19 protein-coding genes are annotated in these 20873 nt (G+C 36.6%); all 19 read right to left on the bottom strand.

The window, feature by feature from the left end; genetic code table 11:
- Positions 1-154: 154 nt before the first annotated feature.
- Entirely contained in the window at positions 155-3733 is a 3579-nt protein-coding gene (gene nifJ, locus LQV35_RS00620) for a pyruvate:ferredoxin (flavodoxin) oxidoreductase (RefSeq protein ID WP_230055938.1), read from the bottom strand.
- A gap of 108 nt (positions 3734-3841) precedes the next feature.
- Positions 3842-4489, bottom strand: a complete 648-nt coding sequence (locus LQV35_RS00615; RefSeq protein WP_230055937.1) for an HAD family hydrolase — start codon at positions 4487-4489, stop codon at positions 3842-3844.
- Positions 4490-4556: 67 nt separating this feature from the next.
- Entirely contained in the window at positions 4557-5567 is a 1011-nt protein-coding gene (locus tag LQV35_RS00610) for an OmpA family protein (RefSeq protein ID WP_230055936.1), read from the bottom strand.
- 267 nt (positions 5568-5834) lie between these two features.
- Complete coding sequence (gene rpsI / locus LQV35_RS00605) at positions 5835-6224, bottom strand: 30S ribosomal protein S9 (RefSeq protein ID WP_230055935.1); 390 nt, start codon at positions 6222-6224, stop codon at positions 5835-5837.
- Between the two features lie 2 nt (positions 6225-6226).
- Positions 6227-6652: a 50S ribosomal protein L13 gene (rplM, locus tag LQV35_RS00600; protein WP_230055934.1), complete on the bottom strand. Its 426-nt coding sequence runs from the start codon at positions 6650-6652 to the stop codon at positions 6227-6229.
- A 113-nt stretch (positions 6653-6765) separates the two neighbouring features.
- Complete coding sequence (locus tag LQV35_RS00595; protein WP_230055933.1) at positions 6766-9537, bottom strand: RecB-like helicase; 2772 nt, start codon at positions 9535-9537, stop codon at positions 6766-6768.
- Complete coding sequence (locus LQV35_RS00590; protein WP_230055932.1) at positions 9534-11891, bottom strand: PD-(D/E)XK nuclease family protein; 2358 nt, start codon at positions 11889-11891, stop codon at positions 9534-9536. The genes LQV35_RS00595 and LQV35_RS00590 overlap by 4 nt, the downstream gene beginning before the upstream one ends.
- A complete protein-coding gene (locus LQV35_RS00585; RefSeq protein ID WP_230055931.1) occupies positions 11888-12373 on the bottom strand; it encodes a FixH family protein in 486 nt (161 codons plus the stop codon). Before LQV35_RS00585 ends, LQV35_RS00590 begins: the two co-directional genes overlap by 4 nt.
- A complete protein-coding gene (locus LQV35_RS00580; RefSeq protein ID WP_230055930.1) occupies positions 12366-12995 on the bottom strand; it encodes a hypothetical protein in 630 nt (209 codons plus the stop codon). The genes LQV35_RS00585 and LQV35_RS00580 overlap by 8 nt, the downstream gene beginning before the upstream one ends.
- A gap of 58 nt (positions 12996-13053) precedes the next feature.
- Positions 13054-13263, bottom strand: coding sequence for a DUF4006 family protein (locus LQV35_RS00575; protein ID WP_230055929.1), 210 nt, complete (start codon positions 13261-13263; stop codon positions 13054-13056).
- The gene (locus LQV35_RS00570) at positions 13263-14129 is read right to left on the bottom strand and encodes a cbb3-type cytochrome c oxidase N-terminal domain-containing protein (RefSeq protein ID WP_230055928.1); all 867 of its coding nucleotides are present in this window, start codon (positions 14127-14129) and stop codon (positions 13263-13265) included. The genes LQV35_RS00575 and LQV35_RS00570 overlap by 1 nt, the downstream gene beginning before the upstream one ends.
- A gap of 1 nt (position 14130) precedes the next feature.
- Positions 14131-14334 (bottom strand): cytochrome c oxidase, cbb3-type, CcoQ subunit, encoded by a 204-nt coding sequence (locus LQV35_RS00565; RefSeq protein WP_230055927.1) that lies wholly within the window; start codon positions 14332-14334, stop codon positions 14131-14133.
- A gap of 8 nt (positions 14335-14342) precedes the next feature.
- Positions 14343-15008: a cytochrome-c oxidase, cbb3-type subunit II gene (gene ccoO, locus LQV35_RS00560; protein WP_230055926.1), complete on the bottom strand. Its 666-nt coding sequence runs from the start codon at positions 15006-15008 to the stop codon at positions 14343-14345.
- Positions 15001-16491, bottom strand: coding sequence for a cytochrome-c oxidase, cbb3-type subunit I (gene ccoN, locus LQV35_RS00555; protein WP_230055925.1), 1491 nt, complete (start codon positions 16489-16491; stop codon positions 15001-15003). Before ccoN ends, ccoO begins: the two co-directional genes overlap by 8 nt.
- A gap of 115 nt (positions 16492-16606) precedes the next feature.
- Positions 16607-17287 (bottom strand): response regulator transcription factor, encoded by a 681-nt coding sequence (locus LQV35_RS00550; RefSeq protein ID WP_230055924.1) that lies wholly within the window; start codon positions 17285-17287, stop codon positions 16607-16609.
- Entirely contained in the window at positions 17280-18506 is a 1227-nt protein-coding gene (locus tag LQV35_RS00545; RefSeq protein ID WP_230055923.1) for a PAS domain-containing sensor histidine kinase, read from the bottom strand. The genes LQV35_RS00550 and LQV35_RS00545 overlap by 8 nt, the downstream gene beginning before the upstream one ends.
- The gene (locus tag LQV35_RS00540) at positions 18499-19167 is read right to left on the bottom strand and encodes a sulfite exporter TauE/SafE family protein (RefSeq protein ID WP_230055922.1); all 669 of its coding nucleotides are present in this window, start codon (positions 19165-19167) and stop codon (positions 18499-18501) included. The genes LQV35_RS00545 and LQV35_RS00540 overlap by 8 nt, the downstream gene beginning before the upstream one ends.
- Positions 19164-20282 carry a glutamine-hydrolyzing carbamoyl-phosphate synthase small subunit gene (gene carA, locus LQV35_RS00535; RefSeq protein WP_230055921.1) on the bottom strand — a complete coding sequence of 373 codons (1119 nt, stop codon included), beginning with the start codon at positions 20280-20282 and terminating at the stop codon, positions 19164-19166. Before carA ends, LQV35_RS00540 begins: the two co-directional genes overlap by 4 nt.
- Positions 20279-20830 (bottom strand): DUF507 family protein, encoded by a 552-nt coding sequence (locus tag LQV35_RS00530; RefSeq protein WP_230055920.1) that lies wholly within the window; start codon positions 20828-20830, stop codon positions 20279-20281. The genes carA and LQV35_RS00530 overlap by 4 nt, the downstream gene beginning before the upstream one ends.
- Positions 20831-20873 lie beyond the last annotated feature (43 nt).

Below are 20873 nucleotides of genomic sequence, written 5' to 3'. Positions count from 1 at the left end.
TTTCTCCTTGATTTTTAGTCTATTTTACCATCTTTTTTATACCAAAATTTTACGCAACAATCCCTCAGATAACATTTAAATTTAAAAAGATGATAATAATAAGAGTAAAAATTTCATTTTTTAAAAGAGCTTTAGGGTGAAAAACACCCTAAAATTACTCAGCCAAAGTCTCACTTGAAGTAGTTTCAAGCTCATCACTAAAATCAGCCATAGCAAAGCGTTTTAGCTGGCGATAGCGGCGTTGCGCGTCTTTTTTGTTATGAGTAAAAAGCTCGTCAGCGTGCTCTGGATTACTCTTTTTAAGAGCATTGTATCGAACTTCATTCATTAAAAACTGCTCGTAAAGTGCCCAGTCTGGCTCTTTTGATGTGATTTTTAGTGGATTTTTGCCCTCTTTTACAAGCGCAGGATCATAGATATAAGTTGGCCAATAACCGCATTTTGTAGCAAGTTCTGCTTGGTTGCCCGAATATGTCAAACCACCTTTTATGCCATGTGCTATACACGGTGAGTAAGCTATAACTAAGCTTGGTCCATCATACGCTTCAGCTGCGGCAATAGCCTTAATAACATTTGCCTGGCTTGCATTTGAGTTAATCTGTGCAACAAAAATGTTTCCATAAGTCATAGCGATATAGCCAAGATCTTTTTTCTGCACTGGCTTGCCTGTTGCGGTAAATTGTGCTATTGAGCCTGTGCGACTTGATTTTGAGCTTTGACCGCCAGTATTTGAATACACCTCCGTATCAAGCACCAAGACATTGACATTTTCTCCGCTTGCTAAAACATGGTCAAGTCCGCCAAAACCAATATCATACGCCCAGCCATCACCGCCTATTATCCACTGTGATTTTGCTGTTAAATACTGTTTTAGCTCTAAAATTTCTTTTACGCCTTCAACCTGTATGTTTTGCTCTAATATAGGCACTAACATCTTAGTTATCTCAGCTGTTTTTGCTCCATCTTTTTTAAATTTAAGCCAGTCAGTATAAAGCGCACTAAGTGCGTTAGGAGCGCTATCTTTGGTGCGTAGCATAATATCAGCTATGCGATGGCGGATAGTTTCAGTCGCAACCTTCATACCCATACCAAATTCTGCATTATCCTCAAAAAGTGAATTTGCCCACGCAACACCGTGTCCGTCGGAATTTTTAGTATACGGAGTAGATGGGGCTGAGCCGCCGTAAATAGAGCTACAACCAGTCGCATTTGCAACTATCATCCGCTCACCAAAAAGCCTTGTAACAAGCGTTATGTAAGGTGTCTCACCACATCCTGGGCAAGCAGCGTGAAATTCAAACAAAGGCTGCGCAAAGCTTGAGCCTTTTACGCTCTCCTTACTCATAAGGTCATCTTTATAAGTTACATTTTTAAATAAATAATCAGCATTTACCTGCTCATTTTTATCAAGCTCTTCTTGTAGCGGAACCATAACAAGAGACTTCTCTTTACTTGGGCAGTTTTGCGCACAAAGCTCGCAACCAGTACAATCAAGTGGAGAGACTTGAATTTTATACTTTAACTCCTTAACCTCTTTACCTTTTGCATCTAAAACATGCTCTTTAACACTTTGCGGTGCAGCTTCAAGCTCGGTATCATTTATCAAAAACGGTCTTATAACTGCGTGAGGACACACAAAGGCGCACTGGTTACATTGAATACAGTTTTCCTCTATCCATTTTGGCACCAAAACACCAACACCGCGCTTCTCATACGCTGTTGTGCCAGCCTCAAAACTACCATCCTCATAGCCCGCAAACGCGGATACTGGTAAGCTATCGCCTTTGGCTGCATTTATAGGCTTAACGATACTTTCTACAAATTTTGTTCCCTCATAAGCTACGGCTTTAGCGCTGTCATCGCAAAGATTAGCCCACTCTGGATCTACAGTAACTTTAACAAGCCCGCTTGCACCCACATCAATGGCTTTATAGTTCATCTCTACGATAGCTTCGCCCTTTTTGCCATAAGTTTTCTTTGCATACTCTTTCATATACTCTTGAGCATCATCAAAGGCAATAATATCAGCAAGTTTAAAAAATGCAGACTGCATGATGGTGTTAGTACGGTTTTTAAGTCCTATCTCATGAGCTAATTTTGTAGCATTTATAATATAAAAATTTACTTGCTTTTGAGCCAAAATTCTCTTTACTCGATTTGGAATTTTAGCCACTGTCTCAGCCTCATCCCAGATAGAATTTAGAAGAAATGTTCCACCTTGTCTTATACCATCTATCACATCGTAAATTTCAAGATAAGCAGCAACCGAGCAAGCAACAAAATGTGGGTTTGAAACTAGATATGTCGAGCGGATAGGTTTTTTACCAAATCTTAAATGACTTCTTGTATAGCCGCCTGACTTTTTACTATCGTAGGCAAAATATGCCTGAGCGTAAAGATCTGTCTTATCTCCAATAATTTTGATCGAGTTTTTATTTGCGCCCACAGTTCCATCAGCACCAAGCCCGTAAAAAAGACACTCTTTCACACTATCATCACTTAGTGAAATTCTCTCTCCCAATGGCAGTGATGTAAAGGTCACATCATCTACTATACCAACGGTAAAACCATCTTTTGGTTGGTCTTGTTTTAAATTTTCAAATACAGCTATCATCTGTGCAGGATCTACATCTTTTGAGCTAAGTCCATAGCGCCCACCAACAATGACTGGAGCATTAGACATACCATAAAATGCTGCTTTTATATCAAGATAAAGTGGCTCACCAAGACTTCCTGGCTCCTTTGTACGATCAAGAACAGCGATCTTTTTAACACTTTTTGGCATAACATCCATTAGATATTTCACACTAAAAGGTCTGTATAGATGAACCTTTACAACGCCCACCTTTTCGCCCTTTGCTCGCAAATGATCAATAACCTCTTCAAGTACTTGAGTAACCGAACCCATCGCAACTATGATATGAGTAGCATCTGGGTCGCCGTAGTAGTTAAATGGCTTATAGTCGCGTCCAGTTATTTTTGAAATTTCAGCTAAATACTCGGCGACTATATCAGGTATGGCATCATAATAGCGATTAACTAATTCACGAGTTTGAAAGTAAATGTCATCATTTTGTGCGGTACCCCTTGTTTTTGGATTTTCTGGGTTGATAGCGTCGGCTCTAAATTTTGCAAGCGCCTCCCTATCAAGCAATCTATCAAAATGCTCGTAGTCCATGACCTCTATTTTTTGAATTTCATGACTTGTTCTAAAGCCATCAAAAAAGTGCAAAAATGGCACCCTACCCTTGATCGCTGCAAGGTGCGCCACGCCAGCTATATCCATAACCTCTTGAACAGAGCCACTTGCAAGCATAGCAAAGCCTGTTTGGCGACAGGCATAGATATCTTGATGATCACCAAAGATAGAAAGTGCCTGCGCTGCGATACTTCTAGCGCTTACATGAATGACGCCTGGCAAGAGCTGACCCGCGATTTTATACATATTTGGGATTTTAAGCAAAAGACCTTGAGAGGCTGTGTAAGTAGTTGTAAGTGCGCCAACCTGAAGTGAACCGTGCACCGTTCCAGCCGCTCCAGCCTCACTTTGCATCTCCACCAATTTAACTGGCATGCCAAACAAATTTTTCTTACCCTGTGCCGCCCAAAGATCGGTATAATCAGCCATCGGAGAGCTTGGTGTGATAGGATAAATACCTGCAACTTCAGTAAATGCGTATGCTGCGTGCGCAGCAGCCTCATTACCATCCATAGTTTTCATAAATTTTGCCATAATCTACCTTTTTAGAATTTTATATATTATACAAAGAATTTACTAAATTTGTATTGATTAATTTATTTTAGCACTGTAAGTTTAATAATGAATTTACGGGGGTTGGTTTTAGAAATTTTTGGCGAATTTCACTGCTTCAAGGGTATTTGCAAAAATTTTATCGTTATACTCTTTAAGCTCTTTTTCACTTGAGTACCCACAAAGAACACTGAGTGCATGAATTCCCGCATTTTTAGCAGCCAAACAGTCAAATTTCGTATCACCTATCATAAAGGCATTTTGACGCTGTATATCGTTGGCATTTAGGCGCGAAAGTGCCAAATTTACAGGTTCTGCATTTGGCTTTGGGTTTACTACATCATTTAAACCCACTATGGCATCAAAATACTTTAAAACACCCAAATGACGCATAAGCACAGGTATGGAAGCTGAGCCTTTTGTTGTAACTATACCAAGCTTTGCAAATTTTGCAGCTTGCTCAATAGTCTCTTTGGCATACGGTAAAAGAGTTGTCTGTGGTAAGTAAATTTGTGTGTAAATTTCTTTATATTTTGACCTAATAAAGGCAACATCCTCTTTTTTTGCACCAAGTGAAACAAACATATCATCAAGCGTATGTCCTATGAGCGACTTTACCTTTTCATGGTCTGGCTTTGTGCCATTATATGCCATAAATGCTCCGTCAAATCCATCAAGTATAGCAGATGTTGAGTCTATAAGAGTTCCATCAAGGTCAAAAAGGATAATTTTTTTCAAATTTTGCTCTTTTGTGTGTAAATAAAAAAGGGCTTAGCTCTCGCCAAGCCCTAGGGGAATTTTTGAATTACTTGTTAAAAGTAGCTTCAACGCGTCTATTTTCAGCGCGACCTTCTTTTGTTTTATTATCAGCAACTGGTCTAGTTTCACCATAACCAACTGTTGAAATTTTAGCAGCGTCTACACCAAAGCCCTCAAGAGCTTTAGCAACAGCGTTTGCTCTCTTCTCAGATAGTTTTTGGTTATAAGCTTCTTTGCCTACGCTATCAGTGTGACCAGCAAGAACCACTCTATAGTCTGGATGCTCACCCATAAAGTCAGCTACTTTTTTAATCTCAGCAGCATAAGTTGGGCTAACTTTATAGCTATCAAATGCAAAATTTACACCAAGATCGCGAAGAACGATAACTTTTTCACAACCGTGCTCATCAACTACAACGCCAGCTGGAGTATTAGGGCACTTATCAACATCGTTTAAAACACCATCATTATCATCATCAAGTGATACTGGAGCAGCAGCTACAACTGGAGCAGCAGCTACAACAGCAGCTGGAGCTTTTGAGTCAAGACCTATACCAAAGCCTAGTGAGTAGAATAGGTTGTGATCGCCGTGGTCAAATTTTATAGCATCACGAGCTTCTGCTTTAAGAGCAAAAACATCAGTTACTTGGTAGCGGATACCGAGACCATACTGACCAAAGCCACCATCTTCATTATCAACAAATTTAGCTGGAACATCCTCGTATCCTGCACCGATCAAGCCGTAAAGCTCAAATGGTCCAAAACCAACAATATCTTTTGTAAGGTTCGCGAAATATCTAGCAACGCGGCCTTCTCTTTTTACTCCATCAACTTTCTCTGTTGCTTTGTGTGTATAGTCAGTACCTAGTTCAAACTGATCAAAAAACATACCCTCTAGGTTTCTAGCAGCTCTAATACCAACAGTCAAATGCTCGTCGATACCCAAGTTACCTTCTGGATGTACACCACCAACAGTTGGAGTGATCTCGTAGTTGTATGCTGCATTTGACGCAAATAAAGCAGAAGCAGCAACCATAGCTAAAGCAATCTTTTTCATGTAAAGACTTCCTTTCTTTATGTAATTTTTGTTTTAAAAACACACCCATTATAGCATAAATTTTTAAATTTTAGTAAAAATATAGTAAATAAGCTAGAAAATTTAATAAAAAGATACAAATTTGCAGTCAAAACAATAAAATTAAATTTATAGATAAAAAAGAGAAATTTTGCGAGAAATTCTCGCAAAATTTTAAATTTTGGTAGAATGCTATTTCTTTTACAAAAGATATTAATCTCTTGAAAGAAAATAGCGTTTTTATAGAAATTAGCGTTTTGAGAACTGAGGGCTTCTTCTTGCTTTTCTGCGACCAAATTTCTTTCTCTCGACCGTTCTTGAGTCGCGAGTTAGTAAGCCTTTTGGCTTTAAAGCCGCTCTAAAGTCAGCATCCATAGCAGCTAGTGCACGAGAAATTCCATGCCTTAATGCTTCTGCTTGAGCAGAATAGCCACCACCAAGCGTTGTAGCTGTAACATCAATCAAGCTATCTTGTTTCGTTACAAGAAGAGGTTGTATAACTTTTAGCTTGATAGCCTCATGACCGCCAAGCCAAGTGTTAAGATCCATTCCATTTACTAAAATTTTACCGCTACCAGATTTTACCCAAACCTTAGCAACCGCAGTTTTTCTTTTACCTGTTGCATAAATTTTTGCCATAATTATTTTCCTTCTTTAGCGATCTGTGCGGTGTGTGGGTGCTCGCTACCCTCATACACTTTTAGTTTTTTTATCATCTCTTTGCCAAGTTTTGTCTTTGGAAGCATTCCGCGAACAGCAAGTTTATAAAGCTTAACTGGGTTATTTGCTAGCAAATCGCCAAATTTTTCACTCTTTGTGCTACCAAAATAGCCAGAGTGGCGATGATAAAGCTTTTGCTCAGCCTTGTTTGCACCCGTAAATTCAGCTTTTGATGCGTTTATAATGATAACATAATCACCACAATCAACATTTGGAGTATAGCTTGGTTTGTGTTTGCCACGAAGCAGAGTCGCAACTTCAGTAAGTAGTCTACCAAAGCGTTTGCCTGTCGCATCAAGTACGATCCAGTCGCGTTTTACTTCGTTTGGCTTTGTTATTTTTGTCATTTTTTACCTTTGCCAAATAAATTAAAAGGGGATTTTACAAAAAATAAACTTATAAAAACCTGAATTTAAGTAAAATTTAATTAAAAATAGAGCTATTTTTTATCTTTGTGGTTTTATAGAGAAATTTCTATAAATTTTATCCTATCCTTAAGCAGATAAAACAAAACACCCCTAACTCTCTTACCTTGAAAAATCTGCCCTAAAATTTGCACATACTCCTTAACTTGCTCTATATTTTTATCTACCGCAAACTCTGAGCTTTTATAATCAACAACGATTATCTCACCCTCTTTTTCGCAAAGTAGGTCAAGCTGTTTTTGAACCCCCTCAAAGACCAAAGGCTGCTCTTTATAAACCTTAGCCTTGTCTAAAATTTCTATAAATTTAGGATCAGCTACAAAGCGTAAAGCACGCAAAAGCACATCATCCATACTCTCTTTAGGTAAAAATTTAGCAAATTTATTTCTCATGATGATAGCTGCTTTTTTTACAGAATTTTCGCTAAAATCTTCACACATTTCAAGCAAAAAGTGAAGCGCATTTCCAAAATATATCGCAGGCAAATTCTGCCCGCTAGTATCGTTTTCGCCTACACTTTCATCTTTTTTTACCGCTAAAATTTCTATTTTTTTGCCTACCTTTGGCAAAATTTCTGCTTTTGGGCTTGGAGCTATCTTGCCATCGCTAAAACAATCAAGGTCAAGATACTTTATCTCTTCGCCACTTTTTAATGAGTATTTCGTAAAATAGCTTGGATTTGTTCCGCTTGGATTTTGCTTTTTGATAATAACAAGTGAGTTTTTAGCCCTTGTCATCGCAACATAAAGTTTATTTATCTCATCGTCCCTATCAAGCTCTTGACTTTTTGCTTTTATGGCTTTATATGAAGAATCAAAATTTTCACGATTTGCAAGCTTTAAGCTTATCTGCCAACCATCTTGCTGGTCGTATTCGCAGATAAAGCCGCTAGTATCAGACTGAGCCTTGCCAATCCTATCACACAAAATAACATGCAAAAACTCAAGCCCCTTTGACTTATGCACCGTCATTACACGCACGCCTATGTGTGAATTTTGCGCTATAAGCGTATCTGAATGTTCAAATTCAAATATAAACTTTATAAGAGAGCTTTGCTCGCTTGCTAGCTCAAAAAGGCGAAGTAAATTTGCGTTACTTATCTCCATATTTACCTGTTTTGCAAGATAATAAAGGCTACTTGCGGCACTTTTTTTAGGATCTAAGTTAAGTTTTACAAGCTTGGTATCAAGATAGCTTTTTGTGTTTTGAAAGTAAATTTTATCGCCAAAAAGGCAAAATTTAGCATAGTTTATAAGAGCAAATACGCTAGCATCATTTTTAAGTAGCATTCCACCCTCGTCTCTTGCCTCAATACCTTCTTTGCGTAACTGCTCACATATCTTACGAACATCACTGTTTTTCCAACAAAGCACGCTTATGTCGCTCATATTTACGCCACTATCCATAAGAAATCGTACCTTTTTCATGCACTCTAAAACGAGCTCATCACTTTGGCAAACTTCAATATAGCCATCATCTTTACTAGCTGGAATTTGTGCTTCACTATCATCAAAAAGCCCTATGCCAGTACTTTTTTGAAAGACAAAATTTACATACTCGACTAGCTTTTTAGCGCTTCGGTAGTTGTGCGTAAGACTCTGACTTTGTATCTGCGAAAACTCTGTTTTTAGTTTATCAAAAAGCTCTTTTTTACCGCCGCGAAAACGATAAATACTCTGTTTTATATCTCCCACATAAAAAAAACTTCCGATACCGTTTTGACCACTACCAGCAAGAATTTCTTCAATAAGCGGCCTCATGATGTCGTATTGATCAACATTAGTATCTTGGAACTCATCTATGAGTAGATGTGTGATAGTCGCATCAAGCCTAAAATAAAGCATCTGCTTGTTATTTGCGTCATCACACAAAAGCTCATGTACTCGCTTTGTTACATCACAAAAGCTTAGCTCATTAAGCTTCGCTCCAAAATTTTCACGCACACTTTTATAAATTTTTAAAAACTTTGCTATCTCGCCTTTTTTATATGCTTCAAGCTCGTTTGCATAAGCTCTTAGCTCATCTTTTAGCTGGGCAAATTTTATATCAAATTCATCTTCATAGACCTTGCCAAGCGTTCTATAACCATCAAGACTCTCGCGCGAAAGAAAGTTTTTTTGCAAAAGCTCATCAACATCTTTTATATCAAAAAGTTTTTTGGCACTATCAGAAGCACCCTCTTTAGAGCAAATTTTATCTCTAAACCAATGCACTATACTCATGACTTTACTCTGGCTAGGAAAATTAGTCTTTGACTCTTTTATCTCGCCAAAATTTTCATAAAAGCTCTCTAAAAGCTGGAAAAAACTGCTGTTTGACTTTAAAAATCCTATGATATACATAGCCAAAACCAAAAGTAAATTTTTATCTTTACTGACCTCTTTTACAAACTGCACATTTATGGCACTATTTACGCTACTTACGCTCTTATAGTCTGGGCTAAGCCCTAAATTTAGACTAAAAAGTCGTAAAATCAATCCAAAAAATGAATCAAATGTCATTATCTTTAAATTTGCGCCCAAAAAACTATCTTTTAAAGCATCTCGCCTTCTTAAAACTTCACTTTCATCTATATCTAAAAGTCTTGCTATCTCGGCTAGCTCGGATTGTTTGTGGTTTAAATTTAAAAAAGTTGAGATGATCCTTGAGCTCATCTCGCTTGCTGCTTTTTTGGTAAAAGTGAGTGCCATTATGCTGTTTGGATTTGCTGGTTTATCCGCTAGCAAAAGTGCTATATAACGCACGCTCAGCGCAAATGTCTTACCGCTTCCTGCACTTGCTTTTAGTGCGACATATGGCTGCATCATGCTATATCTCCAGTACAAATGGCATAATATGCGCAATACTCACAAGCCGCGCCTACTTTTGGCTCTAAATCTACATGCTTTGAAAAGTACTCTTGTGCCTCTTTAAGCTTATTGCTAAGCTCGCTAAGGTCTGTATTTTTAGGCATGATAAGCTTCATTTCACTCTTTAAATCATAAAAATAACACTCGCATTCAGCACCCAAAAGTGCCTTGTAAAATAAAAGTTGCAGGCTATCAGTCACGATCTTACCAGTTTTATAGTCAATCACACAAAGCCTACCGTCATCATTTACATCAATACGGTCAATCTTTCCTTCAAGTTTTACTCCGCAAAATTCTCCATTTTTTTCTACTTCGCACTCTTTTACATGCCATCCAGAGGCAAAACGGTCATTTTCATTTGTTTCAAAAATTTTAAACTTTTGTCTTGAAATTTCAAGTTCCAAAGCATCCAAATCCTTTGTGCTTAAAATCTGCATAAACGGCTCAAGCATAAATTTTTCATACTTTTTATAATACTCAAAAAGTGCTTCATGAACGGCATTTCCATAACCGCTAGCACCTGCCTTATCTAAAAAGCGTTCTTCAGAAAGCTCTTTGATATAGCGATAAAAATACTTCCTAGGGCAGGTTAAAAATGTATCTAGCCTTGAAAAAGATAGTGGTTTTTCAAAAAAATCATGCTTAACATTAATGTGCTCTGGTATAAATTTCGCCGTTTTTACATAAGGCGTATCTCTTAAAAAAAGCCTAAAATAGGCATCATCATCGTAGTTTTTATCTGCTATACAGCTAAATTCGCTTAAAAATCTAGACTCGATACGGCCTTCATCACCAACATAAGATATGGCTACTTTTTTGGCTGAACCTATAAGACACTCATAGTAAAATCGCTGCAAATTCTCACGCTCAAAGTAGCTTATAAGACCCGCTTTTTCACGAACTTTTGAACTTAAAAACATCTCATTTACACTTCTTTTTGGAACCAAATCATCATTAAAATCAACAATAATCACGCCATCATAAGCTAGTCCGCGGCTTTCTAAAACCCCCATGACACGGACAGCACCACCACCAACATCATCAATACTAAGAGCTGATAAGCGAAGTAACAAAAACTCGCATAGTTCACTAAATTTTAGCCTTGCATGAGTGGATAAATTCTGCAAGAAAAAAAGCTCTTCATAAAGTATTTGGCTAAGTTTTTCATCATTTATTTTTAGCAAAAGTGCATTTATGGCGCTATAAAATAACTCAAAACTAGAGTATTTTTCAAAATTTTGCCTAAAAAGCTCAAAAATTTCACTGTCTATGCCATTTATATTTAAAAAACTCTCATCACAGCGTAAATTTCTATTTTTTAACTCAAAATAATCATCTTTTAAACAAGGATTTTTTTGTTCTTTTAAAATATCAACGATATCACTTAAAATACAGTAAAATAGACTATCTTTTACACTTTTTCCCATCGCAAAGCTAAGCATTTTGTCTCTATCATAAAGACGCAAAACTCTAGCAAAATTCTCATCTGGCAATATCACTGCTATACGCTCAGGCTCGATACCCTCACTCATAAATGTTGAAATTTTTTCAAAGACAAAAGCAGCTTGCAAGCTAGAAAGAGAAAATGCTCTTACAAGGGCGCTTCTATTTTGTGCATTATTTTGTTTTTTGGTTAGTAAAAGTGTATTTAAATCAAGCTCATAAGTACAATAAAGTTCAAATTTATCAGTATCGCTGGCTAAAATTTCAGAAATTTTTCGTAAAAGCTTTTGGTTTAGTTTTGAGGTCTTAAAGGTGATTTTTACATTTGAAAATTTTGCAGCTCTTAGTAAAACTTCCCACTCAAATTCGCTCAAAAGTCCGTCTATTTGAATGTTTATATGCTCATAAGCCTTTAAAAAAGCTTCGTTAATCTCATAAACTTCTGGCAAAATAATGTTATCATAAAGAGAGTTTTTTATCAAAATTTCTTTGTAGTTTTTAAAAACTTCATTTAAAATTTCGATATGCTCATCAAAATGTGCATAAATATCGCTAAATTTAAGTGCTAAAATACTCTTTTTTTGATGGGTTATCTCTTTAAAAAAAGAAAACAGATAGTCGTTATTTTTTAAAAATGCAAAAAATTCAGTCGGTATATGTAGTTTTAAATTTGCATTTTTACAGGAATTACAAGCATCTCTCATATAGATAAGGCACTCACTTTGACCTGCCTCGTTTAAGCCATCAACATAAACAACCTTACTAAAAAAGTCGCCTATGCTTATAGCTTTAGGAAGAAGCTGGTTAGAAAAATTTTGAGTGAAGTTGCGTATCTGCCTAATGCTTGAAAATACAAAAAGCTCTCTCATTTAAAAGCCAAGAACTCCATTTTGTAAAATCCAACCAGATCATTATCTTTTAACTTTAGCATAACCTGCCATCTGCCCTCAAGTGCCAAATCAACCTCAGATGTGGTAAGCGTATTGTTTATTAAAGTAGCATTTGGATTAATGTTGTACGCATTTGTATCTGGTCTGGTAAGCAAAATTTCATACTTTAGACTAGATGATGTATTATCATTTTTTGGGATTATAGAAATGTTTATATTTTTATCACTTCCTATCTTAAAATCTTTTGTTTGAAGCTTAACATCAAATTTAGTCTCAAATTCCCTTTGCTTAGCTCGTATCTCATTTATGTCTTGATTTACATTTTGGTATTTTTCAAGGTAAAAATGATCCATCTCAACTGGATAATCAAGGCTAACAACAATGGTATATATACAAAGTGCGATACACCCAATAATACTTAAAGTTATGCCATAAGGCCAAAATGTCTTTGTTTTAGCCATTTTTTACCTTTCTTTTATAGATCATAAAACCAAGAACTACAACAATGCTTGCATAAAAAAATATCCTAAGCGAATTTAATACATTTTTATTTGCATTTCCTATACTTGTTTGAAGTTCGACTTTTTTACTCTTTGCGATCTGCTCTGCTATATCGGCATAGCCATTTAAAAGCGCAGCGTTATATACATCTTTGCCTTTGTTTGAAACCAATATAGGCAATATAGTTCCACTCTCTGGAAATGGGCTTAAAACTTGCTCTTTATCAAATAGCCTTAAACTAGTATCATCAGCAAAAATTTCAACTTTTTTATGTGCTTTTTCTAAGATTAAAAAAACATATGGCTGGCTTAAATTTTGCTCTTTAAAAGCCTGCTCTAAACTCTTATCATTTAAGTTTTCAAATGCTGCAACAACTAACTTTACATCGGTTTTTTGTTTTAGCTCAGCACCTATGCTCTCAAGTTTTAAGCTCACTTGCTCATTTAAAATTTTATCATCATTTACAACAAATGGGTCTGCAAATAGCGAAGAAGTTAAGAAAAGGGCATAAAATACGCCCTTTTTAATAAAAATTTTCATCCTACAAAAAGATGGTTTGGCGTAAGAACCGCCCAAGCACATATCGCCCCCATAACTATCGTTAAGGCAATGACTGCTTTTTCTAACATTCCTGACATAACTACTCCTTTACGATGTGCTTAGAATTTTCAACGCTTTTCATTTGAATAGCGCTTGGATTTTCTATTTTGTATGGTTTGTTAGCCACATCTTGTTGTAGCCCAATACCCATGTATGTAAGAACAGCCAATATACTAAGCAACAAAACAGTTGCTATTAACATACCAGTTACACCATTTAAGGCAAAAACACTTCTATTTGTATTTTCCATTATTTACCCCTTGAAAGCGAGATAACATACTCGCCAACTGCTTTTTGCTGTATCTCATTTAACATAGTATCAAATTTTGGCATAACACCAATATCTCCAGCCTTACCACGAACTAAAACATCCATAACAAAAGCGTTTGAACCATATGTAGTTAGGTCAGGGAAAGTGCCATCCATGCCCTTGCCATCATCGCCGTGACATGCGGCACAAGCACCAGCATAAAGCTCTTTACCCTGCGATACAAGTGCTTCATTTTTGGTTGATTTTATACCGCTTAGCTCTTTGGCAACATATGCCGCTATCGCCTTAGAGCTAGCCTCATCGCCACCAAGTCCACCTGGCATTTCGCCACCTGGGAAATTTAGTCCTTTTGAGCCATTTAGTATGACATCATAAATTGCCATTTCACTACCCCACTTTGTAAGATCGGCAGCTTTACCGTTTATGCCATCTCCGATGATGCCATGACACTGTGAGCATTGAACCAAAAATATACCCTGACCCATCTCTTTTAGTTTTTTGTCATCAAGGTTTGCGTGCTCTTTTGCAAATTTTGCATTTGCAGCTTTCACTTCTTCATTATACTCGCCGATTTGTGAATATGAATTTAGTGGATATCCCACCAAAAAATACCATATAGCCCAAACCAATAGCAACAAAAACGATACTAGCCAGCCTGTTGGAACTTTATTTTTATACTCACCTATACCATCCCAATTATGCTCGCCAAGCTCGACACTAGCATCTTTTGAGACTTTCATTTGATTAACATATCGTCCTGCAATCGCCACAGTCAAAACAACAAGTGATAATAAACCGACAAGCGAGAGCAAATTTACACTGTCTTCTAAGTTAAACCACTCCATTTTAATGCCCCTTTACATTTTTCTCCAAGACATCGCCATTAAGCTCATCTTGTAAAGCCAAATTTGAATATTTTTCATAATCTCTTCTGCCTGTGCGCTCTGATTTGTATAAATGGTAGCAATATCCATAAAGTATACAAACCAAAAACACGACAAAGAAGAAAAAGCCATAAGCTTGTAGCTCCCTAATCGTTTGCGCGTCCATTTTTAGTCCTATTTTAAGCTATTTAGATAGGCGATCAATGCGACTATCTGGCGAATTTCACCGCTAGCAAATGCCTTTTTAATATCTTCATCTTTCATCTGCTCAACTATCATCGCTGCTTCAGCCTTTACATCTGCACTAGCTTCATCAAAAGTGCCTAGTTTTGGCATACCTTCTGCATCATAAGGAACATTAAATACCTTTTTTATAGTCTCTGCTTCAGCATATGCCGTAGCAACATCTGCATTTTTTACAAAAAGGTGTTTATATGCTGGCATGATAGAACCTGGAACAACAGAAACAGGGTCTTTCATGTGGTTTTCATGCCAATCACTTGTTCTATAGTTTCCAACACGCATAAGATCTGGTCCAGTTCTTTTTGAGCCCCATAAATGAGGGCGATCATAAGCGTATTCGCCACTAAGAGAGTACATGCCATATCTATCAGTTTCGCTTTTAAACGGACGAATCATCTGAGTATGGCAAGCATTACAACCCTCTTTCATATAAACATGCTTTCCAGCAAGCTGTAAAACAGTATATGGCTTTGTTCCCTCAACTGGTCTTGCACGATTTGCAAAGTCTGGTAAAATTTCAACTATACCAGCATAAGCAATAACTATAAATACACCCACTGCGAAGAAAAATGGGTTTTTTTCTAACCAACTAAACATTTGCCACCTCCGCATTTCTTGCACCACCCATAGGGGTTGTATTTTTTGGCTCATAATCAATCTTTGGTGCACCAAGCGACTTTAAGATGTTATATGTAAAGATGAAAAATCCAAACAGATATAACGCTCCGCCTATCGCTCTTATCCAATAATATGGCTCAAGAACAGCAACAGTATCTATAAAGCTATATAGTAAATTTCCGTAACTATCAGTTGCGCGCCACATCATACCTTGTGTGATGCCAGCTATCCACATAGAAGCAAAGTAAAGCACTATGCCAGTTGTTTGTATCCAAAACTGGACTTCCATAAGTGACTTTGAATAAACTTCACGCTTAAATACACGCGGAGTCATATGATAAAGTGCTGCCATAGTCATAAAGCCTATCCAGCCTAAAGCACCATCGTGAACATGTCCTGGAACCCAGTCTGTAAAGTGGGCTAATGCATTGACTGATTTGACCGAAAGTATAGATCCTTCAAGTGTTGAAAACATATAAAATGTTGAAGCTAAAACCATAAATTTAATCAAAGGATTGTCACGAAGTTGTATCCACTCACCCTTCATTGTAAGAAGTATATTTATAGCTGAACCCCAAGATGGAAGTATCAAAACTACTGAGAAAACGGAACCCATAGTCTGCATCCAGTCTGGTACTGTTGAGTATATCAAGTGGTGCCCGCCAGCCCAAAGATATAAAAACATAAGACCCCAGAATGAAAATAGCGATAGTTTGTATGAAAATATCGGCTGTCCACTCTCTTTTGGCAAGAAGTAGTAAATTTGTGCGATAATAGCGACAGTAAAAATAAATGCAACAGCGTTGTGTCCATACCACCACTGAACTAAAGCGTCATTACTTCCAGCATACATAGAAACTGAGTGCAACCAAGAGCCATGTTCTGATATAAGGCGAGTAGGTACTTCCATGTTATTAAACAAATAAAGCATAGCCACGCCAAGAAATGTAGCTATATAGTACCAAACTGATATGTATATAGTCTTTTCACGGCGAATTCCTATAAGTCCAAATATAGAAACACCCCAAAGAACCCAAACCAAAACAACCAAAATGTCAAGTGGCCACTCAAGCTCAGCATACTCTTTTGATGTATTTATCCCAGCAAAAAGAGAGACTACTGCACAGGCAAGCAATATAATATAAAGCCAAAAATGTAGCTTACCTATAGCCATCAAAAACGGCGACTCATTCATAGAAACTTTAAGCACACGCTGCCCAACATAATACCATGTAGCAAAAATTCCCGAAAGCATAAAGCCAAAGATGATACCGTTTGTATGTAGCGGTCTTAACCTACCAAAAAGTGAGTACTCTCCAGCTATATAGTTTAAGTCTGGATATGCCATTTGAAACGCTATTATAACGCCCAAAAGCATGCCGACTATACCAAAGACTAAAGTAGAAAACATAAAAAGTTTTGCTACTGAGTAGTCATAACTTAGCATTTGACCAGGTCGCATTTAACCCTCCTTATTAATATTACATTAACTCTAAATATGTTTTTTGTTATTTTAAGATAATTAAAATTTAATTTTACTTAAAATGAAACTTGATAGTAATTTTTTTATAAATATTTTAGAAATTTGTATCAATTTTGTAACCCAAGCCTGGAACATTTTTTACAAGGTCACAGCCAACTTTATCACGAATTCTCTTTACAAATGTTCTAATCGCCGCCTCACTAACACTTTCTCCAACCCAAACAACACTTTTTATATCATCATGAAGCACAACACTATCAAGATGTTCGACCAAAAGAGAGATAAACGCAAGCTCTTTTTTTGTAAGAGAAATTTCAGTGTCTCCTTTTATAAGCACCTTTTTTGTTTTATTAAAAGCACAATCATCTGTTATTTTTATCAAATTTAACTGCGATATCTTGCTTTGGGCAACCTGTTTTAAAGTACTTAAAAACTCATCTACATCGATAGGCTTCATGATATATTTATTTATCCCAACATCAATCGCCTTTAAAAGCTTCTCTTTTTCACTATGTGCAGATAGTGCGATTATAGGCGTTGTGCTTGAGATCTTTTTTATCGCATCGGTCATATCAAGCCCATCTACAATCGGCATAGCAATATCAGTAAGAACTATGTCTGGGCTAAATTTTTTAAATTTTTTAAGCCCCTCGTCACCATTTTGGGCAGTTATAACTTTGGCAAACTCATCTAATAAAATTTGCTCCATCAATGCCCTAGTTTCGCTCTCATCCTCAACTATCAAAACCGTGAGATCTTTTAAAATATTATTCAATTTCATCCCCTTTTAACGGTAGTTTTATACTAAAACATGCTCCATTTTTTACATTCATCACTTTTAACCCTCCCTTAAATCTATCAACAATCATTTTTGACATATAAAGCCCTATACCAGTGCCTTGCGAACTATGTTTTGTTGTAAAATACGGCTCAAAAATTTTATCTATCACCTCATCTTTTACCCCGCCCGCATTATCGATGACATTTATAAAGCCAAACTCATTATCGCTTAAAATTTCAACAACAACTAGCTTTTTTTCTATCAAACGCTCCACAAGAGCATCTTTTGCATTATTTAACAAATTTATTAAAACCTGAGTAAGCTGACTTTCATAACCATAAATCAGCACATCTTTTTTTACATTAATCTCTATCGCTATGCCTTCACGACTAAATGTGCCTTGAAGCATTGTTTTAGCGTTGTCTACCGCTTTTTTAAGAGAGAAATTCTCAGCCACTTTATCACTTGAAAAAAAGCCACGAAAGTCCTCAATGGTGTTTGACATACTTTTTATAATGCTCTTACAGCGTTCATATAATTTCTCAAGCTCATTAAGATCTTGAGCATTTTTTTTAATCTTAAAAAGCGTGATGCTTAGTTCATTTAATGGCTGTCTCCATTGATGAGCGATATTTGCTATCATTTCGCCCATGCTAGCAAGCCTACTTTGAACAAGCAAAATTTTAGTATTTTCTTCATTTTTAGCTATCTCAGCTCGTATGATGTTTTGCAAATTTTCGTTTAACTCACGCAACTCGGCAGTTTTTTCTCGAACATGCTGTTCTAGGCTTTGATTAAGCATTATTAGTTCGCTCTCCTTTTGTAAGAGCTTATCATTTAAATTTATAATCTGCGTGACATCGTGACGGATCGCAACAAATTCCTCTATCTCGCCCTCTGAGTTTAGTATGGGAGATATGGTAGTGTTTAGATAAACTACGCTGCCATCTTTTGCTAAATTTTTAGCAATGGTTTTAAAAACTTTTTTTGAAAGTATGGTGTCCCAAAGCTCTTTAAAAGTCGAAGAAGGGACATCTGGGTGGCGAACAATGTTGTGGTTTTTCCCTACCAACTCTTCACGAGTATAGCCACTCATTTTACAAAATTCATCATTTACAAATGTTATAATACCGTGTATATCGGTCTTTGAAACGATATTACTACGCTCTATGGCATCTTGATATTGTTTAAATTTTGTTCTTATGTCATCCATTTGCCATAAATCCTAAAAAAGCTAGATAAATTCCGTTTAGTATTATAATCAAAATTGCTATTTTAAACATAATTTGCTTAAACTTTTGTGTGATAAATTTAAAAACTGCATTTATTGATAACATAGCTGGTAGTGTGGAAAACCCAAAAAGTACCATGATAAACGCTCCTTGAAGGGCATTTGCGCTTGCTATAGACATTGCTAAAAAATAGTACACAACACCGCATGGAAGTAGTCCATTTAGCATTCCAAATAGGCAAAATTTCAAAATTTCTGGTAAATTTCTTAATGCTAGTGTTTTTTTTGTGATAAATTTTGAAATTTTATCATTTTCTATAAAATTTAACAATTTTCCAAGGCTTAAAAGTGCAAATCCAACAATCACAAGCAAAATTCCAACCACAAAAAATAGCACAGCCCTGCTTGTATTTGAGATTAAAAAAATCGAGCCAAAAGCACCAAATAAAGCACCTAAAACGACATAAGAAGCTATACGACAAAGGTGGTAAATAAGCGTCAAAAAAAATGCCTGTGAGATACTTTTTTGTTTAAAAGCAACTGCACAAAGTGCAAAAAAGCCACCGCACATACCTATGCAGTGGCTAAAAGATGATAAAACCGCTACGCTAATAATGCTAGCGACATTAATGTCTAAACTCAAAGAATTTTTAAAAACTCAGCAAAGATGTATTTGCTCTCGTTTGGTCCGCCGCTAGCCTCTGGATGGTGCTGAACTGAAAATATCGGATAGTCTTTATACCTAACTCCCTCAATCGTGTCATCAAATAAATTTCTGTGCGTTATCTCAGCTATTTGTGCAATCTCTTCTGGCACATTATAATTATGATTTTGCGCAGTTATCTCAACTCTTTGTGTTTGCAGATTTAAGACGGGGTGATTTGCTCCGTGCTGACCAAATTTTAGCTTATAAGTTGGATAGCCAAAGGCATTAGAAAGCAACTGATGTCCAAGACATATACCAAATATAGGAACTCTGGCATCTATAAGCTTTTTAATCTCAGCTATCTCACTAACTAAATTTTTAGGCTCTCCTGGTCCGTTTGATAAAAATACACCATTTATCTCGCTGTTTTTAAATTTTTGTATCAAAGTCTCAGCCTTTGTGTCATGCGGATATACATCAACCTCAAGTCCGACCTCACAAAGCTCATTTAAGATATTTTGCTTTACACCAAAATCAAGCACAGCAACGCGCTTGCCGATACTTTTTAGCGGCTTATAGGACATAATCTCCTTATCCCAAGCCGCTTTTTTATGCGAGTACTCATCTTTTGCACTAACGATAGCTACATAGTTTGTATCAGCTATACTTCCAGCCTTTTCAAGACGCCTTTTAAGCTCATCCTTATCGTTAATCTGCGTTGAAATGTAGCACATCATCGCACCTTCATCACGAAGCATTTTTGTTAAAAATCTAGTGTCAATATCATAAACACCAAATTTTCCCTGCTCTTCAAAGAATTTAGATAGTGACTTTTGTGAGCGAAAATTTGAAGCTTTATCGTTAAAACTGCGCACTAAAATACCGCTAGCATGTATCTTAACGCTCTCCATATCATTATCGTTTGTGCCTACGATACCTATCTCTGGCATCGTAAAGACTATAAATTGCCCAGCATAACTTGGATCGCTTATTATCTCCTGATAGCCAGTTAGCGAGGTGTTAAACACCATCTCCCCAGCACATTCGCCGTGTGCACCAAATGCTTTTGCCGTTAAAAATGTGCCATTTTGCATGTAGATGTAGGCGTTCATAGCATACCTCTTTTTTTGAGTTCTTCTTGATATAGCTTTTCAAAAACCATCTCATACTCCTCAGTGCCAGGTATGAGCTTGCGCTTATAGCCGTCGATTTTCTCCATAACCTCATCTTCGATAGTTTCATAAGTTTTTAGATAAGTGTCAATCGAGGTGTAAATGATATTTTTTATACGATTTTCTGAGACATTGTAGTCAATCAAATCATTTCTCATCAGCTCATCTAAAATTTTATGTGCAATATTGCTAAACCTATCTTCATATGACAGCATAACACCAAACTCGCCAGCAAGGCGTTTTTTGATAAGCCAAAACATATTTTTGCGGTCTATTTGCATACTTTCCATCTCATCTTCATTTTTTTCCAGAAGCTCATTCGCACGCTCTTCAAGCGCCCTTTCTTTTTGGACATCAGCAGTTAAAATTTCTTGCGCCTTTTTAACTAATGGCTCGATACCAGCCGAAAGTGTAACAAAGCCAGAGGCAAATAGATCTATTGCTATTTTATGTGCTATATATGGTGTGTGTGGTAGTTTAATGCGCATTGTTAGCCTTTTAAAAATTTTGGGATATTTTAGCCAATAAAAG

The organism is Campylobacter suis, assembly GCF_905120475.1.
Taxonomy (GTDB): Bacteria; Campylobacterota; Campylobacteria; order Campylobacterales; family Campylobacteraceae; genus Campylobacter_A; species Campylobacter_A suis.
Note: the sequence above shows the minus strand (reverse complement) of the source record. Positions and strands in the feature narration are given on the sequence as shown.

Bases quoted from the DNA above. Each gene is read 5' to 3' on its own strand.
- nifJ (WP_230055938.1), bottom strand. From the start codon at position 3,733: ATGGCAAAATTTATGAAAACTATGGATGGTAATGAGGCTGCTGCGCAC.
- LQV35_RS00610 (WP_230055936.1), bottom strand. From the start codon at position 5,567: ATGAAAAAGATTGCTTTAGCTATGGTTGCTGCTTCTGCTTTATTTGCG.
- rpsI (WP_230055935.1), bottom strand. From the start codon at position 6,224: ATGGCAAAAATTTATGCAACAGGTAAAAGAAAAACTGCGGTTGCTAAG.
- rplM (WP_230055934.1), bottom strand. From the start codon at position 6,652: ATGACAAAAATAACAAAGCCAAACGAAGTAAAACGCGACTGGATCGTA.
- LQV35_RS00595 (WP_230055933.1), bottom strand. From the start codon at position 9,537: ATGATGCAGCCATATGTCGCACTAAAAGCAAGTGCAGGAAGCGGTAAG.
- LQV35_RS00590 (WP_230055932.1), bottom strand. From the start codon at position 11,891: ATGAGAGAGCTTTTTGTATTTTCAAGCATTAGGCAGATACGCAACTTC.
- LQV35_RS00585 (WP_230055931.1), bottom strand. From the start codon at position 12,373: ATGGCTAAAACAAAGACATTTTGGCCTTATGGCATAACTTTAAGTATT.
- LQV35_RS00580 (WP_230055930.1), bottom strand. From the start codon at position 12,995: ATGTGCTTGGGCGGTTCTTACGCCAAACCATCTTTTTGTAGGATGAAA.
- LQV35_RS00575 (WP_230055929.1), bottom strand. From the start codon at position 13,263: ATGGAAAATACAAATAGAAGTGTTTTTGCCTTAAATGGTGTAACTGGT.
- LQV35_RS00570 (WP_230055928.1), bottom strand. From the start codon at position 14,129: ATGGAGTGGTTTAACTTAGAAGACAGTGTAAATTTGCTCTCGCTTGTC.
- LQV35_RS00565 (WP_230055927.1), bottom strand. From the start codon at position 14,334: ATGGACGCGCAAACGATTAGGGAGCTACAAGCTTATGGCTTTTTCTTC.
- ccoO (WP_230055926.1), bottom strand. From the start codon at position 15,008: ATGTTTAGTTGGTTAGAAAAAAACCCATTTTTCTTCGCAGTGGGTGTA.
- ccoN (WP_230055925.1), bottom strand. From the start codon at position 16,491: ATGCGACCTGGTCAAATGCTAAGTTATGACTACTCAGTAGCAAAACTT.
- LQV35_RS00545 (WP_230055923.1), bottom strand. From the start codon at position 18,506: ATGGATGACATAAGAACAAAATTTAAACAATATCAAGATGCCATAGAG.
- carA (WP_230055921.1), bottom strand. From the start codon at position 20,282: ATGAACGCCTACATCTACATGCAAAATGGCACATTTTTAACGGCAAAA.
- LQV35_RS00530 (WP_230055920.1), bottom strand. From the start codon at position 20,830: ATGCGCATTAAACTACCACACACACCATATATAGCACATAAAATAGCA.